We start from the raw sequence: 15884 nt of genomic DNA, 5'->3' as shown, positions 1-15884 counted from the left end.
GGGCTGTCACTCACGCGGAGCTCCTGGGGTGGTGCGGGCGCGCCGGCGCGCGTCGTCTCGGCCGACGGGGAGAGTACGTCGCCAGCCTGCCCGGCGGGGGCGCGCCGCGCGAGCGGGCGCGCCGGGGCGGACCCACCCCGCTCGGAGGACCCTCGTCGGCGCCGCCCCCTAGGGTCGGGAGCCGTGTCGCCGTCCCCGTCGCCCTCACCCCCGGCCTCCCCGGCGCACCCGGGGTACCCGCCCGCCGAGCGGCTCGGCCTGGTCGAGGAGCTGCCCGCGGCGGCTCCCCGCTACCGCGTGGCCGACCCCTACCGCTGGCTGGAGGACCCCGAGGACGAGCGGACCCGGGCGTGGTCGGCCGCGCAGGACGCGCTGTTCGCCGCCCACCGGCAGACCTGGCCGGGCCGCGACGCCGTCGCCGCCCGCGTGGCCCAGCTGCTCTCGGCGGGGGCCGTCGGGCCGCCGGTGTGGCGCGGGGAGCGCTGCTTCCGCGCCCGGCGCGACCCGGGCCGCGACCACCCGCAGCTGCTCGTCAGCGAGGTCGGGCCCGACGGCGCCGCGGGCGCGGAGCGCGTCCTGGTCGACCCCCTGGCGTGGGACCCCTCGGGCCGCACCACCCTCGACGCCTGGCAGCCCTCCCGCGAGGGCCGGCTGCTGGCCTTCCAGCTGTCCGAGGGCGGCAGCGAGGAGAGCGTGCTGCGCGTGCTCGACGTCGCCACCGGCGAGGTCGTCGACGGCCCCGTGGAGCGGGTCCGCTACTCCCCCGTCTCCTGGCTGCCCGAGGACCCCGACGACGGCTCCGCTGGTGCGGGTGCGCGGTTCTTCTACGTCCGGCGGCTGCCGCCGGAGGGCCTGCCGGCCGGTGAGGAGAAGTACCACCGCCGCGTGTGGCTGCACCGCGTCGGCGCCGACCCCGACGCCGCCCCGGCCGACGGCGGCGACGTGGAGGTCTTCGGCGCCGACCAGCCCATCACCACCTACTACGGGGTCGGCACGTCGCTGGACGGCCGCTGGCTCGCGGTGACGACGTCGGTGGGCACCTCCCCGCGCTCGGACTGCTACCTCGCCGACCTCGCCGCCGACGGCGGCCTTGCCGCCGGCCCGCCCCGGCTGCGCCCGGTGGCGGTGGGCCTGGACGCCCACACGAGCGCCGGCGTCGGGCGCGACGGCCGCCTCTACGTCGGCACCGACCTCGGGGCGCCGCGGGGGCGCCTGGCCGTCGCCGACCCGACAGACCCGGCCGGCCGCGGGCCGGAGCGCTGGCGCGACCTGGTCGGCGAGCGCGAGGACGCGGTGCTGGAGGACTACGCCGTCCTGGACGGGCCGGAGCTGGAGCAGCCGGTGCTGCTCGTGGCCTGGACCCAGCACGCCGTGGCCCGGCTCACCGTGCACGACCTCGCCAGCGGCGAGCAGCTGCCCGGCGAGCGCGGCGTGGTCGCGCTGCCGGGCGCGGGCAGCCTGGGAGGGCTGCGCGGGCGGCCCGAGGGCGGGCACGAGGCGTGGTTCACCTGGACCTCCACGGCTGAGCTCCCCTGCGTGCTGCGCTGGGACGCGCGCACCGGTGACCTGTCCGTGGAGTCGACGGCCCCGGGGCTGGCCTCGATGGGCGAGCTGCCCGCCGTCGTCACCCGCCAGCTGGAGGTGACCAGCCTGGACGGCACCGTGGTGCGCGCCCTCGCAGTCGCCCGGGCCGACGCGTTCTCCTCCCCCGGCGCGGCCGCGCCGGAGGCGCCCGCCCCCACCGTGCTCTACGGCTACGGCGGCTTCGGCCACACCATGACCCCCGGCTACTCCGCCTCGGCCCTGGCGTGGGTCGAGGCCGGTGGCGTGTGGGTGGTCGCCGGGCTGCGCGGCGGGAACGAGGAGGGCGAGGCCTGGCACCGCGCCGGCATGCTGGCGGCCAAGCAGAACGTCTTCGACGACTTCCTCGCCGTCGCCGACGCCCTGGCCGAGCGGGGCTGGACCACGCCCGCCCAGCTGACCGTCAGCGGCGGCTCCAACGGCGGGCTGCTGGTCGGCGCTGCCCTCACGCAGCGCCCCGACGCCTTCGCGGCGGTGCTGTGCTCGGCGCCGCTGCTCGACATGGTCAGGTACCAGCTGCACGGGCTGGGGGCCACGTGGTCGCCGGAGTACGGGGACGCGGAGCGCCCCGACGACCTCGGCTGGCTGCTCGCCTACTCCCCCTACCACGCGTGCTCCCCCGACCCGGCGTCCGTGGAGTACCCGGCGGTGCTCTTCACCGTCTTCGACGGCGACTCCCGCGTCGACCCCCTGCACGCCCGCAAGCTGTGCGCGGCGCTGCAGCACGCCACCCGCTCGGACCAGCGCGAGAGGCCGGTGCTGCTGCGGCGCGAGGCCGGCGTCGGCCACGGGGCGCGGGCCGTGTCCCGCACGGTGGAGCTGGCCGCCGACACCCTCTGCTTCGCGGCCGCGCACACCGGCCTGCGGCTCCCGCCGCAGGCCACGACCGACGCCGAGCCTTCGAAGGGTCCCTGAGTGCTGTCAGCCCTGACGTCCACCAGCGCTCCCGCTCCGACGCCCTCCTCGACGGAGATCCTCGACGGCACGGGGGCCATCAACGACGCCCGGAACGCCTCCACCAACCCGTGCGTCGTCGGCGACGGCAGCATCTGCGGGCTGCTGCGCGACGTCGGGGTCAGCGAGGGCTGGGCGCGGCTGCTGACGGGCATCGGCGACACCGCGCTGCGCCTGGTGCTCATCGTCGTCATCGGCCTGGTGGTGCGCGCGCTGCTCCTGCGCGCCATCCGGCACCTGTCCGAGGGGATCGCCACCGGGCAGGCGCCGCCGCGGCTGCGCTTCCGGCGCCACCGCGGCGGTGCGGCGCAGGTCCGCCCGGAGGGCGGGGCCATCGCCTACGAGCGCCGCGCCCAGCGCGCGCGGACGATCGGCTCGGTCCTGACCAGCGTCACGACCGGCACGGTCTTCGTCATCATGGTGCTGCTCGCCCTCGGGGAGTTCGGGGTCAACCTGGCCCCCCTCATCGCCGGCGCCGGCGTCCTCGGCGTCGCCCTCGGCTTCGGCGCGCAGTCGCTGGTCAAGGACTTCCTGTCCGGGCTCTTCCTCATCGCCGAGGACCAGTACGGCGTCGGCGACGTGGTCGACCTCGGCGGTGAGGCCAGCGGCACCGTGGAGGCGGTGGGCCTGCGGGTCACGCGCCTGCGGGCCGTCGACGGCACCCTGTGGTACGTCCGCAACGGCGAGATCCTCAACGTCGGCAACAAGTCGCAGGGCTGGGCCCGCGCCGTCCTGGACGTCGACGTCGCCTACGGGGAGGACGTCGGCAGGGTCCAGCGCATCATCGAGCGCACCGCCCAGGAGCTCTCCGCCGAGCCGGAGTGGTCGGCGCTGGTGCTCGAGGAGCCGGAGGTCTGGGGCGTCGAGGCGCTGTCCGCGGACGCCGTGGTCGTGCGCCTGGTGGTCAAGACCGTCCCGCTGCAGCAGTGGACGGTGGCCCGCGAGCTGCGCCGGCGCATCAAGGCCCGCTTCGACGCCGAGGGCGTGGAGTTCCCCTTCGCCCAGCGCACCGTGTGGCTGCGCACCGGGGAGGAGGGGGCGAAGGCGCGCACCGCCGCCGCGCCGCCCGAGCACGAGCTGCGCCAGCCACCCCCGCGGGGTGAGGCCGACGTCATCGCCGACGACGTCGCCTCCACCGGGCAGCAGCGGGCCGTGCCGCCCGCGGGGGCCTCCACCGGCCGCGGGGACCGGGGCGACGCCCGCCGCTGAGGCGCGGGCCGGCGGTCGGGTCGCGGGGGGAGGCGCCGCGGCGGAGGATCACGGCATGGCCGACTCGCCCGGCACCCGCGCCCGCACGCCCGGTCCCGACGCCCCGGACTCCTCCGCGGACTCCCCGCTGCCCGCCAGCATCGACCTCGCCGGCCTGCCCCGCGGCGAGGGCCGCCTGGCGCTGGTCACCGGCGTCACCGGCTACATCGGCGGCCGCCTGGTGCCCGAGCTGCTCGCCGCGGGGTTCCGGGTGCGGGCCTTCGCCCGCAACCCCCAGCGCCTGCGCGACAGGCCCTGGGCCGGCCAGGTCGAGATGGTCGAGGGCGACGCCTCCGACGCCCAGGCCGTCGCGCGCGCCCTGGACGGCGTCGACGTCGCCTACTACCTGCTGCACTCCCTGGGCACAGGGCGCACCTTCGAGGCCCGCGACCGGCACCTCGCCCTGTGCTTCGGCAAGGCCGCCCGCGAGGCCGGCACCGGGCGCATCGTCTACCTGGGGGGCCTGTACCCCGACCTGCCCGAGGGCCAGCAGCTCTCCCCGCACCTGCTGGGCCGCAAGGAGGTCGAGGACATCCTCCTGGCCTCGGGGGTGCCCGTGACCGTGCTGCGCGCCGCGGTGATCCTCGGGTCCGGCTCGGCGTCCTTCGAGATGCTGCGCTACCTCACCGAGCGCCTGCCGATCATGATCCGGCCGAAGTGGCTGGCCAACCGGATCCAGCCGATCGCCGTGCGCGACGTGCTGCGCTACCTCGTGGGCGCCGCCTCGCTGCCGCCGGAGGTGAGCCGCGGCTTCGACATCGGCGGCCCCGACGTCGTCACCTACCTCGAGCTCATGCAGCGCTACGCCAAGGTGGCCGGGCTCCGGAAGCGGTACGCGATCCCCGTGCCGGTGCTCACGCCGCACCTGTCCAGCCACTGGATCAACCTGGTCACGCCCGTGCCGCACACCATCGCCGGGGCGCTGGTCTCCTCGATCGTCCACGAGGTCGTGGTCAAGGAGCGCGACCTCGCCCAGCACGTGCCCGACCCGCCGACGGGGCTGCTCGGCGTCGACGACGCCATCCGCCTGGCGCTGGCCAAGGTGCAGGAGTTCGACGTGACCACCTCCTGGCGCTCCGCCTCCACCCCGGGCGCTCCCTCCGACCCGCTGCCGAGCGACCCCGACTGGTCCGGCGGCGCGCTCTACGTCGACGACAGGTCCGGCCCCGTGGACGCGACGCCCCGCCAGCTGTGGACGGTCATCGAGGGCATCGGCGGCGTCAACGGCTGGTACTCCTGGTCGCTGGGGTGGCGCGTGCGCGGGCTCATGGACATCGGCGTGGGCGGCCCGGGGCTGCGCCGCGGGCGCGCCAACCCCTACGACCTCTCCGTCGGGGACGCCCTCGACTGGTGGCGCGTCGAGGAGATCCGCGACATGGAGCTGCTGCGGCTGCGCGCCGAGATGCGCCTGCCCGGGGAGGCGTGGCTCGACCTGTGCGTCGAGACCGACGAGCAGGGGCGCACCGTCTTCCGCCAGCGCGCGCTGTTCCACCCCAAGGGCGTGCCCGGCTTCCTCTACTGGCAGGCGATCAAGCCCTTCCACGGCATCGTGTTCGGCGGGATGCAGCGCAACATCGCCACCGCCGCCGCCGCGGTCAAGGACAGCGACGAGCACTGGAGGCCCTCGCGTGCCTCCTGAGCAGCACGCCTCCCCGCGGGTGGTCTGGGTCACCGGCGCCAGCAGCGGCATCGGCATGGCCACCGCGCACGCCTGCGCCCGCCGCGGTGACCGGCTGGTCCTGTCCAGCCGCGCGCAGGCGCCGCTGGAGGAGGTCGCCCGCCAGTGCCGCGCCCTCGGCGCCGCCGACGTGGTGGTCGCTCCCCTGGACATCGCCGACGACGGCGCCGTCCGCCGCGCGGCGGCGGACGCCGTGCGCCGGTGGGGGCGGCTCGACGTCGTCGTCCAGAACGCCGGGGTCGCCGCCTACGGCCGCGTCGACGAGGTGCCGCCGGAGGTGCTCGAGGGGGTGCTGCGCACCAACGTGCTCGGCGCCGCCTTCGTGGCCGCCGAGGCGGTGCGCACCTTCAGGGCGCAGGGCGAGGGCACCCTCGTGGTGGTCGGCTCGGTGCTGGGGCGGGTCACGGTGCCGTGGATGGGCGCCTACAACGCCACCAAGTTCGCGCTGCGCGGGCTGGTGCGCACCATGCAGCAGGAGAACCGCGACGTGCCCGGCATCCGGATCTCGCTGGTGGCGCCGGGCGGTGTGGACACCCCCATCTACGACCAGTCCGCCACGGTCCTGGGCCGGCGCAACCGGCCGCCCTACCCGGTCTCCTCCCCCGAGCACGTCGCGGAGAAGGTGCTGCGCGCCGCCGACCGCAGCGCGCCGGCGCACCGCGAGCTGGACGCGGGGTGGGCCAACCCCGCCATGAAGGCCGCGTACGCGCTGGCCCCGGGGCTGTTCGACCTGCTCTCGCGCCCGGCGATGCGCGCGCTCGGGTTCGCCCGCGGCCAGCGCCCGGTCGGCCCCGGCAACGTGCTCAGCCCCCAGCCGCACGAGGAGGGCCTGCGCCAGCGGCGATGATGGACGGGTGATGCCGTCGTCGTCCTCCTCCCCGCACGGTGCGCAGCCCGGTCTGCCGCAGGGGGCCCGCCCGGGCCTGCGCGTGGGCCGTGCCGTGCCCGCCGAGCAGCAGAGCTTCTTCGAGGCCGTCGGTGGGCATGCGACCTTCGTGCGCCTGGTGGACGCCTTCTACGAGGGGGTCGCGGCCGACCCGCTGCTGCGCCCGATGTACCCCGAGGAGCAGCTGGACGGCGCCCGCGAGCGCCTGACGCTGTTCCTGGAGCAGTACTGGGGCGGGCCGACGACGTACTCCGAGACCCGGGGGCACCCGCGGCTGCGGATGCGGCACGCGGGCTTCCGGATCGGGCCCGCGGCGCGCGACGCGTGGCTGCGGCACATGCACGCAGCGGTCGGCTCCCTGGGGCTGCCGCCGCTGCAGCACGAGGTGCTGTGGGACTACCTCGAGCGCGCGGCCCACAGCCTGCTCAACACCTTCGAGGACTGACCCCGCCCCCGTGCCGCAACCAGGCGCTCGGCTGCGGTCCGCACACGGTCAGGAACCGCAACCAGGCGCTCGGCTGCGGTCCGCACACGGTCAGGAACCGCAACCGAGCGCTCGGCTGCGGACAGGGGCGCCGGGGCGGGACGCGCCGCGAGGCCCCCGTCCCCAGCAGGGGCGAGGGCCTCGGGCCGTCGGGCGGCGGCGGACCGCCGGAGGAGGCTGCGGCTCAGCGGCGCCCGAGCCGGCGCTCGGAGGGCGCGGCGGTGTAGGGCAGGCCGTAGTGGGAGAAGACCTCGCCCTCGGCCTCGGCGCGCAGCTCGCCGTCGGTCTCGATGTGCGGGGCTTCCTTCACCTGGTTCTTGGAGTAGGGCACCTTGACGTAGCCCGGGCCGACCACGGCGTCGTCGATGGGCACGAAGACGAGCTTCTTGCTCATCACGCCCACCGTGACGGTGACGAAGGCGGGCTGGTCGGTGGCGGTGTCGACGTAGACCGACTCCAGCTTGCCGATCTTGTCGCCGGCCTCGTCGACGACGTCCTCGCCGCTCCACTCCCGGATGTTCCCCACGCGCACTGGCATGGCCGGAACGCTAGCGATCGGCGCCCCGGGCCGCCCGTCGAGGCGGCGCGGCGCTCAGCCCTCGCGCCAGGTGTCGTCGGTCAGCGTCGAGGCGCCCATGGCGGCCTGCAGGAGCATGCCGCCGTCCACGGGGATGCTGGCGCCGGTGAGGTAGGAGGCGGCGTCGCGGCACAGGAACGCCACGACGTCGGCGATCTCCCACGCCGACCCGACGCGGCCGAGCGGCACCCCGGGGCGGCGCACGTCGTCGCTGCCGGAGGTGACGTCGGCGTCCTCGTTGCCCGTCAGCGGGGTGGCGATCTCGCCCGGGGCGACGGCGTTGACGGTGATGCCGTGCTGGGCCAGCTCCTGCGCGGCGTTCTTCACCAGCCCGCCCAGGCCGTGCTTGGCGGCGACGTAGGGGCTGGAGGTGACGCGCGGGGTGTGCTCGTGGACGCTGGTGATGGCCACCAGCCGGCCCCCCTGGCCGTCGGTCATGCGCTTGGCGGCGGCCTGCAGCGCCACGAAGGCGCCGTCGAGGTTCAGCGCGACGTCGTGGCGCCACACGTCGTAGGGCAGCTCGAGGAAGGGCTGGTCGGCGGTGCCGCCGCCGGCGTTGGAGACGAAGGCCCACAGCCGCCCGCCCAGCTCCTCAGCGACCTCGTCCACGGTGGCGGCGCCGGCGGGCAGGTCGTGGGCCAGGTCGAGCTGTCGGACGACGGCGCGCCGGCCCAGCGCGCGGACCTCCTCGGCGGCGGCCTGGGCGCCCTGCTCGTCGGAGTGGTAGGTGATGCCGACGTCCAGCCCGTCGCGGGCCAGGGCGACGGCTGTCGCGCGCCCGATCCCGGAGTCGGAGGCGGTCACGATGGCGGTGGCGTTCTCGGGGCGGCTCATGCCGACCCCCTACCCCGTGCTCCCCGCCCCAGCGACGATCAAGGACGTCGCGCACGCCCGGGTGCGCGCGACGTCCTTGATCGTCGCGGGAGGGGGCAGCGGCGCGCGGCGCGATCGACGTCCACCGATGAGTCCGGACGCCGAACTCCGTCGACTCCAGTGCCTGGAGCCACCACCCTGGCCCCAGACGCACCCCACCCCAGGAGGCACCGCTTGATCCGCGCCCGCGGGCTCGCCCGCACGTTCACCACCCGCCGCGGGGAGGTCCAGGCCGTCCGCGGGGTCGACCTCGACGTCGCCCGCGGGGAGGTGGTCGGCTTCCTCGGCCCCAACGGGGCCGGCAAGACCACCACCATGCGCATGCTCACCACGCTGCTGGCCCCCACGGCCGGCGAGGCGCAGGTGGTGGGCTGCGACCTGCGCACCGACCCGGTCGGCGTGCGCCGCCGCATCGGCTACGTCCCGCAGTCAGGCTCCTCCTCCCCCGAGGCCCGGGTCGGGGAGGAGCTGGTCGACCACGCCGCCCTCTACGGCATCGCCAAGGCCACCGGGAGGGCGCGCGGGCAGGAGCTCTTCGCCCGCCTCGACCTCGAGGGCGTGTGGGACCGCACCGTCCGCACCCTGTCCGGCGGGCAGCGCCGCCGCCTGGACATCGCCAAGGGCCTGGTCCACGAGCCCGAGCTCGTCTTCCTCGACGAGCCGACCACCGGGCTGGACCCGCAGTCGCGCGCCAACCTGTGGACGCACATCTCCGGCCTGCGCGACGCCCACGGCACCACGGTGTTCCTCACCACCCACTACCTCGACGAGGCCGACGCGCTGTGCGACAGGGTCCTCGTCATCGACCACGGCTCGATCGTGGCCGAGGGCACCCCCGACGAGCTCAAGCAGCGGGTCTCCGGGGACGCGGTGGAGCTGGAGCTGGAGGACGCCGGCCGCACCGGTGACGCGCTGGCGCTGGTCAGGGCGCTCCCAGGAGCCACCGAGGCGACCGCGGACACCGCTGGTGCCGCCCCGCGGGTGCGCGTGCGCGTCCCCTCCGGCGGCCGGGCGCTGCCCGGGCTGCTGCGCCAGCTCGACGCCGCCGGCGTGGCGCTGGCCGCCGTCGACGTGCGCCGGCCCACGCTCGACGACGTGTTCCTGGAGATGACCGGGCGGTCCCTGCGCGAAGGAGGAGAGGGCTGATGCGCGTCTTCTGGCGCGACACCTGGACGGTGTTCTGGCGGGCGATGCGCATGTCCCTGCGCAACCCCGCCTGGGTGATCATCGGGCTGGCGCAGCCCGTGCTGTACCTGGTGTTCTTCGGGCCGCTGCTGGAGCCTCTGGCGGGCCAGCTGGGCACCGGCAACGCCTACCAGCTGTTCGTGCCGGGGATCATGGTGCAGCTGGGCATCTTCGGGGCCCTCTTCGTCGGCTTCGGCCTCATCGCCGAGCTGCGCGCCGGGGTGGTGGAGAGCCAGCGCGTCACGCCCGCCTCGCGCACCGCGCTCCTGCTGGGCCGGGTGCTGCGCGACGTCGTCGTCCTGCTGGTCCAGGCGGTGCTGCTCGTGCTCGTCGCCCTGCCGATGGGGCTGCGCGCCCCCGTGGCGGGGGTGGTGCTCGGCGTGGTCGTCGTGGCGCTGCTCGGCGCCGCGCTGAGCTCGGCCTCGTACGCGGTGGCGCTGACGGTCAAGAGCGAGGACGTCATGGCCCCGCTGCTCAACGCCGTCGCCTTCCCGGTGCTGCTGCTCTCGGGCATCCTGCTGCCGATGTCGCTGGCGCCGGGGTGGCTCGAGGGGCTGTCGGAGGTCAACCCGTTCAAGCACGTCGTCGACGGCGTGCGCGCGGCCTTCGCCGGCGACGTCGGCGCCACCGACTCCTGGGTGGGCGCCCTCATCACGGTCGCGCTGGTCGCGGTGGGCCTCTGGTACGGCACGCGCACCTTCCGGCGCGAGTCCTCCTGACGGACGGCTCCGGCCGCCGGGCCGCCGGGCCGCCCGGGCCCGCGGAGCAGCAGAGCCGGGCCGCCGGGCCGCCGGAGCAGCAGAGCTGCCTCAGAGCAGCAGCGGGCGCCGCCCGAGCACGTGGCCGCGGCGGGTGCTCAGCCGCCGCCACGGCCCGGCGGTCGCGGCGGTCACCGGCGCCTGCGCGCCCTCGCCGTCCTCGGGGGGCAGGAAGCCGAGCGCCTCGGCGGCGCGGGCGAGCGCGGCGGCGAGGTCTCGCGGGTCGGCGGCGGCCTGGCGGCGCAGGGCCGCCACCTCCTGCGGCGGCGCGGGTCGCCACCCGGTGCGCGGGGGCAGCAGCCCCGCCCAGGCGGTGGCGGGGCCGACGTCGACGGGCGGCACGGCCAGCTGGCCCAGCGGCTCCCCCGCCGGGCCGGACCGCCGCGCCAGCCTGTCGGCCAGGGCCGCCAGCTCCACGACCACGTCCAGGCGCCGCGGCTCGGGCTCGGGCTCCAGCGCGAGCGTGCGCAGGCCGAGCACCGTCGGCAGGCCGGCCCCGTGAAGGGGGCTCACCCACACCGCCAGCACCCCGCCGGCGGCCACCAGGCGGGCGGCGCCGCCGGCGTCGGCGCGGGCGGCCCGGGCGACGAGCACCGCGAGGTCGTCCAGGGCGCGCGGGTCGGCGGGGACCAGCGCCGGCGCGCCCGGCTCGTGGCGCGGCGGCGGGACGCTCACCGGGCCACCGGCCCCGCGGCGCTCACTGCGCCCGCCGGCGGAAGGGCACCGGCTCGTCGAGCCACCCCTCGAGCACCTCCCGCTCGAAGGGCGACAGGCGCCGCGTGGCGCCGGTGGCCAGGTCGAAGGCGACGCACGTGGTGGCGGCCCGCACGTAGGTGGTGCGGCGCCCCTCGGCAGGGCCCTCCTCGACGTCGTAGACCTCGTAGCCCACCTCGAAGCTCGCGCCGCCCACCGACGTGATCCAGATGTCGGCGGGCACGGGCGCGAGGCGCCACACCAGCGGGGCGAGGTACTCCACCTCGTGGCGGGCGACGACCACGCCGCTCTCCAGCAGGCTGGGGCCGCCGCCGTCGCGCAGGTCCTCGAAGGCGTGCACGCGGACCTCCTCCAGCAGCCGCAGCACCTGCACGTTGTTGACGTGCCCGAAGGCGTCCATGTCCGACCACCGCACCGTCACCGGCACGCACCTCTTCGCCACGCCGCCATGCTGGCGCACCCGGGGGCTGCTGCAGCGCCCACCCCGGCCCCCTAGTCTCCGGCGGGTGGCTGACGAGCGTGACGACGCTGCCCGGGCGGAGGGCCTCGCGGGGCTGCTGGGCGTGCTGGACCTGGCCCCGGGCGGCGTCGACGCCTCCGGGCAGGACCTCTTCACCGGCCAGAACCAGCGCTCCCCGCACGGGCGGGTCTTCGGCGGTCAGGTGCTCGGGCAGTCGGTCGTGGCCGCCACCCGCACCGTCGACCCCGCCCGCCGCGTGCACTCCATGCACGGCTACTTCCTGCGCCCGGGCGACCCCACCACGCCGATCACCTTCAGCGTGGAGCGCCTGCGCGACGGCGGCTCCTTCAGCGCGCGGCGCGTGCACGCCCTCCAGCACGGGCAGCCGATCCTGTCGATGATCGCCTCCTTCCAGGAGGAGCAGGACGGGCCCGACCACGCCGCGCCGGCCCCCGCGGTGCCCGGCCCGGAGGAGCTCCCGAGCATCGCCGACCTGGTGGGCTCCCTCGAGCACCCCTTCGCCCGGTACTGGGCCCGTGAGCGCCCGGTGGACGTGCGCCACGTCGGCTCGGCGCTGTACCTGCCCGCGGCGCCCGGTGAGCGCGACGACGACGGCGACGGCTCTCAGGCCGTGTGGCTGCGCGTGGCCGGCCCCCTGCCCGACGACCAGGCGCTGCACCGCGCCGTGCTGGCCTGGGTCAGCGACGTGACCGTCCTGGAGCCGGTGCTGCGCCGCCACGGCGCGGCGTGGGCGACGCCCGGGATCCGGGTGGCCAGCCTGGACCACGCCCTGTGGTGGCACCGGCCGCTGCGCGCGGACGACTGGCTGCTCTTCGTGCAGGAGACGCCGTCGGCGTCCGGGGCGCGCGGCCTGGGGCTGGCACGTGTCTACGACCGGGCCGGCGCGCTGGTGGCCACGGTCGCGCAGGAAGGCATGACCCGCCTGCCCTGACCGCCGGCGCCTGGCCCTGCGCGCGGCGGCGCGCCCGTGCGGCAGCGGCGGCGCCCGCGCCGCGGCGCTGCTGCGGCAGCGCGGCTGCAGCGGCGCTGCTGCGGCGGCGCTGCTGCGGGCCGGGACCGCTGCGGCAGACTCGGCGCGGTGAGCGACCCGGTGACCCTGCAGCAGCTGCTCGACGACGCCGCCCTGCTGTCCCTGGAGCACCAGCTCCACCTCGGGGACCTGCTCGGAGAGCACTCCTGGGACGTCGACCTGGCGCAGGGCCGCTTCGCCTTCCGCGCCGCCGGCGAGGGCGCGGGGCCGCTGCTGGCCGGTGCGCCCGGCGGTGAGGTGGTGGCCGCGCGGACGCACCTGCTGGGCACGGCGGCGCCGGGCCCGCGCTCATGGCTGTGGTCGTGGGCCAACCCTTCCGGCTTCGGTGAGGACGTCACCGACCTGGCCCGCTGGGTGCGCGGCTTCGGGGACCGCCACGGGGTGCCGGAGCTGACGCGGTCGGAGGTCCCCTTCGCCGAGCTGGCCGGGTCGCCGCCGGAGCCGTCAGCGGCGGTGGGGGTGGTGGTCGACGCTGCGAAGGCCGCCTCCCAGCGCTGGACCTCCTACACCGGGGACGCCGGGGGCGGCACCCGAGCGGCGTTCCTGCTCGAGCACCCCGCCTTCGCCCTCCCCGAGCCGTCTGGACCGCGCGTGCTGCGCGTCCTGATCGAGCGGCTGTCCGGCGCGGCGGTCGGTGACCACCGCCGCGCCGTCGCCGCCTACGCCGGCGGCCGCGGGCTGCAGCAGCGCTGGGAGGCCGGCCACGCGGCCGTACGGCTCACGGGCCCGGGCTTCGAGCTGCGCGTGCGCTTCGACGAGCGGGGCCGCCTCGCGGGCGTCGACGGCGACCTCCCGCCCGCCTGACCCGCAGCCCGACCCGCCGCCTGCTCTTCCTCCCCCGCTGCTCCCCCCCGCGCGACGATCAAGGAAGGTGCTCACGACCTGACGTGCGCACCTTCCTTGATCGTCGCGGGAGGGGGAGGACGACGCCGGGCCCGCCGCTGCGGACGTGCAGCGGCGGGCCCGGCGAGCTCCCCGGGCGCGAGCCCGGGGCGTCAGTCGCGGGTGAGGCGGCGGTGGGTGACGCGGTGGGGGCGCGCCGCGTCCTCGCCCAGGCGGGAGATCTTGTTCTCGAGGTAGCCGGCGAAGTTGCCCTCGTACCAGTACCACTGCGCCTCGTCCTCCTCGGTGCCCTCCCAGGCGAGGATGTGCGTGGCGACCCTGTCGAGGAACCAGCGGTCGTGGCTGATGACCACGGCGCAGCCGGGGAAGTCGAGCAGCGCCTCCTCCAGCGAGCTCAGCGTCTCGACGTCGAGGTCGTTGGTCGGCTCGTCGAGCAGGAGCAGGTTGCCGCCCTGCTTGAGGGTCATCGCCAGGTTGAGGCGGTTGCGCTCACCACCGGAGAGCACGCCGGCCTTCTTCTGCTGGTCCGGGCCCTTGAAGCCGAACGCGGAGACGTAGGCGCGCGAGGGCATCTCGACGTTGCCGACCTGGATGTGGTCGAGCCCGTCGGAGACGACCTCCCACAGCGACTTGTTGGGGTCGATGCCGCCGCGGTTCTGGTCGACGTAGGAGATCTTGACGGTCTCCCCGACCTTCACCGAGCCGTCGTCGGGCTCCTCGAGCCCCACGATGGTCTTGAACAGCGTGGTCTTGCCGACACCGTTGGGGCCGATGACGCCGACGATGCCGTTGCGGGGCAGCGTGAAGCTCAGGCCGTCGATGAGCAGGCGGTCGCCGAAGCCCTTCTTGAGCTCCTCCACCTCGATGACCTGCGAGCCCAGGCGGGGGCCCGGCGGGATCTGGATGGACTCGAAGTCGAGCTTGCGGGTGCGCTCGGCCTCCGCGGCCATCTCCTCGTAGCGCGCCAGGCGCGACTTGGACTTGGTCTGGCGGGCCTTGGCGTTGGAGCGGACCCACTCGAGCTCGTCGGCGAGGCGCTTGGCCAGCTTGGCGTCCTTCTTGCCCTGCACCTGCAGGCGCTCGCGCTTCTTCTCCAGGTAGGTGGAGTAGTTGCCCTCGTAGGGGTACAGGCGCCCGCGGTCGACCTCGGCGATCCACTGCGCGACGTTGTCCAGGAAGTACCTGTCGTGGGTGACGGCGAGCACGGCGCCGGGGTAGCTGGCCAGGTGCTGCTCGAGCCACGTGACCGACTCGGCGTCGAGGTGGTTGGTGGGCTCGTCGAGCAGCAGCAGGTCGGGCTCGCTGAGCAGCAGCCGGCACAGCGCCACGCGGCGGCGCTCACCCCCGGACAGGACCGTGACGTCGGCGTCGCCCGGGGGGCAGCGCAGCGCGTCCATGGCCTGCTCGAGCTTGGAGTCCATGTCCCACGCGCCGGCGTGGTCGAGCTCCTCCTGCAGGTCGCCCATCTCCTTCATGAGGGCGTCGAAGTCGGCGTCCGGGTCCTCGAAGGCGGCGGTGATCTCGTTGTACCTGTCGACCTTGCGCTTGAGGTCGCCCATGCCCTCCTGGACGTTCTCCAGGACGGTCTTGTCCTCGTCGAGGGGCGGCTCCTGCAGCAGGATGCCCACCGAGTAGCCCGGCGAGAGGCGGGCCTCGCCGTTGGAGGGCTGGTCGAGACCGGCCATGATCTTGAGGATCGTCGACTTGCCCGCACCGTTGGGGCCGACGACGCCGATCTTCGCCCCGGGGTAGAACGACATGGTCACGTCGTCGAGGATCAGCTTGTCGCCCAAGGCCTTGCGGGCCTTGTACATGGTGTAGATGAACTCCGCCATGACCTCCAGCCTAGGGGCGGACGGCGCCCTGCCAAGCCGCCCGCCCCGGCGCCGTGCGCCGCCGGCCGGTCAGGCGCTGCGCGAGAGCAGCGCGCCCTCCCCGGCGGCCTCCCCGGCGGCCTCGAGCGGCGCGTCCGGCAGCGGGTCGTCAGCGCCGGCGGCGTCCTCGGCGCCGTAGTCGGTCAGCGAGCGGGCGTTGAAGCGCTCCGCGGCCGGCGCCTCCCCCTGCCCGGGCACGCCGCCGGTGTCCCAGGGACCACCGCTCACGACGCCCGTGGTGGCGTCGACCCGGGAGGCGGAGCCGCCGGCCCCCGCCTGCTCGGTCCGGTCCCTCACCCACTGCTTGGCCGCGCCGCGGCGCAGGTCGAGCGCCACCGAGCGGGCCTTGAGCGTGGTGGCCCGGCGCCGCTCGGCCCCCTCCCCCTCGCCCACCACGTACTCGCGCTGCTCGAACGTCCCGGACACCACCACGCGCGAGCCGCGCCTGGCCGACTCGGCCACGTTCTCGGCCAGCTCGTCCCAGCAGGTGACGTCCCACCAGTTCGGCGGGCCGTCCACCCACGCCCCGGTGCCCTGGTCGCGCCAGGAGTCGCTCTCGGCGACGCGGAACCGCAGGTACTTGGTCCCGGACGGGGTCTCGCGCAGCTCGGGGTCCGCGCCCAGGTGCCCGACCAGGGTGAACGTCGACTTCGGCACGCCGGCCTCCTCTTCTCGGCCCGCCCAGCGCGAGCGCTGCGACGACCCTGCCGACGTCGCC

Annotated in this window: 15 protein-coding genes; 9 read left to right on the top strand and 6 right to left on the bottom strand. The window is 75.9% G+C overall.

Translation table 11 applies throughout. The features are described from left to right. Positions 1-183: 183 nt before the first annotated feature. Genes ACUN9U_RS16555 through ACUN9U_RS16535 form a run of 5 tightly spaced genes read left to right on the top strand, consistent with a single transcriptional unit; the run spans position 184 to position 6792 of the window. Entirely contained in the window at positions 184-2496 is a 2313-nt protein-coding gene (locus ACUN9U_RS16555) for a prolyl oligopeptidase family serine peptidase (protein ID WP_445486113.1), read from the top strand. After that, a complete protein-coding gene (locus tag ACUN9U_RS16550) occupies positions 2497-3744 on the top strand; it encodes a mechanosensitive ion channel family protein (RefSeq protein ID WP_445486112.1) in 1248 nt (415 codons plus the stop codon). 55 nt (positions 3745-3799) lie between these two features. Further along, positions 3800-5422 (top strand): DUF2867 domain-containing protein, encoded by a 1623-nt coding sequence (locus ACUN9U_RS16545; RefSeq protein ID WP_445486111.1) that lies wholly within the window; start codon positions 3800-3802, stop codon positions 5420-5422. Continuing rightward, positions 5412-6308, top strand: a complete 897-nt coding sequence (locus ACUN9U_RS16540; RefSeq protein ID WP_445486110.1) for an SDR family NAD(P)-dependent oxidoreductase — start codon at positions 5412-5414, stop codon at positions 6306-6308. The genes ACUN9U_RS16545 and ACUN9U_RS16540 overlap by 11 nt, the downstream gene beginning before the upstream one ends. Before the next feature lie 10 nt (positions 6309-6318). Further along, positions 6319-6792 carry a globin gene (locus tag ACUN9U_RS16535; protein ID WP_445486126.1) on the top strand — a complete coding sequence of 158 codons (474 nt, stop codon included), beginning with the start codon at positions 6319-6321 and terminating at the stop codon, positions 6790-6792. A gap of 223 nt (positions 6793-7015) precedes the next feature. Here ACUN9U_RS16535 and ACUN9U_RS16530 read toward each other — a convergent pair whose 3' ends face one another. Further along, on the bottom strand, positions 7016-7369 hold the full coding sequence (locus ACUN9U_RS16530; RefSeq protein WP_445486109.1) for a PRC-barrel domain-containing protein: 354 nt from the start codon (positions 7367-7369) through the stop codon (positions 7016-7018). Positions 7370-7423: 54 nt separating this feature from the next. Beyond that, entirely contained in the window at positions 7424-8242 is an 819-nt protein-coding gene (locus ACUN9U_RS16525) for an SDR family oxidoreductase (RefSeq protein WP_445486108.1), read from the bottom strand. Between the two features lie 213 nt (positions 8243-8455). Between ACUN9U_RS16525 and ACUN9U_RS16520 the strand changes: the two genes are divergently transcribed. Beyond that, the gene (locus ACUN9U_RS16520) at positions 8456-9427 is read left to right on the top strand and encodes an ATP-binding cassette domain-containing protein (protein ID WP_445486107.1); all 972 of its coding nucleotides are present in this window, start codon (positions 8456-8458) and stop codon (positions 9425-9427) included. After that, positions 9427-10185 carry an ABC transporter permease gene (locus tag ACUN9U_RS16515; RefSeq protein WP_445486106.1) on the top strand — a complete coding sequence of 253 codons (759 nt, stop codon included), beginning with the start codon at positions 9427-9429 and terminating at the stop codon, positions 10183-10185. Before ACUN9U_RS16520 ends, ACUN9U_RS16515 begins: the two co-directional genes overlap by 1 nt. Before the next feature lie 90 nt (positions 10186-10275). Here the strand turns inward: ACUN9U_RS16515 and ACUN9U_RS16510 are convergent, their stop codons facing one another. Beyond that, positions 10276-10899 (bottom strand): hypothetical protein, encoded by a 624-nt coding sequence (locus ACUN9U_RS16510; RefSeq protein ID WP_445486105.1) that lies wholly within the window; start codon positions 10897-10899, stop codon positions 10276-10278. A 22-nt stretch (positions 10900-10921) separates the two neighbouring features. After that, positions 10922-11380 carry an acyl-CoA thioesterase gene (locus ACUN9U_RS16505; RefSeq protein WP_445486104.1) on the bottom strand — a complete coding sequence of 153 codons (459 nt, stop codon included), beginning with the start codon at positions 11378-11380 and terminating at the stop codon, positions 10922-10924. Between the two features lie 64 nt (positions 11381-11444). On the opposite strand from ACUN9U_RS16505, the gene ACUN9U_RS16500 reads away from it, so the two are divergent. Continuing rightward, positions 11445-12350 (top strand): acyl-CoA thioesterase, encoded by a 906-nt coding sequence (locus ACUN9U_RS16500; RefSeq protein WP_445486103.1) that lies wholly within the window; start codon positions 11445-11447, stop codon positions 12348-12350. Positions 12351-12497: 147 nt separating this feature from the next. Continuing rightward, positions 12498-13253: a DUF6882 domain-containing protein gene (locus tag ACUN9U_RS16495; RefSeq protein ID WP_445486102.1), complete on the top strand. Its 756-nt coding sequence runs from the start codon at positions 12498-12500 to the stop codon at positions 13251-13253. Positions 13254-13444: 191 nt separating this feature from the next. Here the strand turns inward: ACUN9U_RS16495 and ettA are convergent, their stop codons facing one another. Together ettA and ACUN9U_RS16485 are read right to left on the bottom strand one after the other, a co-directional pair. Then, positions 13445-15127, bottom strand: a complete 1683-nt coding sequence (gene ettA, locus ACUN9U_RS16490; protein ID WP_445486101.1) for an energy-dependent translational throttle protein EttA — start codon at positions 15125-15127, stop codon at positions 13445-13447. 69 nt (positions 15128-15196) lie between these two features. Next, positions 15197-15823 carry a single-stranded DNA-binding protein gene (locus tag ACUN9U_RS16485; RefSeq protein ID WP_445486100.1) on the bottom strand — a complete coding sequence of 209 codons (627 nt, stop codon included), beginning with the start codon at positions 15821-15823 and terminating at the stop codon, positions 15197-15199. Positions 15824-15884: the final 61 nt, after the last annotated feature.

It is taken from the genome of Quadrisphaera sp. KR29 (genome assembly GCF_052644995.1).
This window is presented reverse-complemented; position numbering and strand designations above follow the sequence as displayed.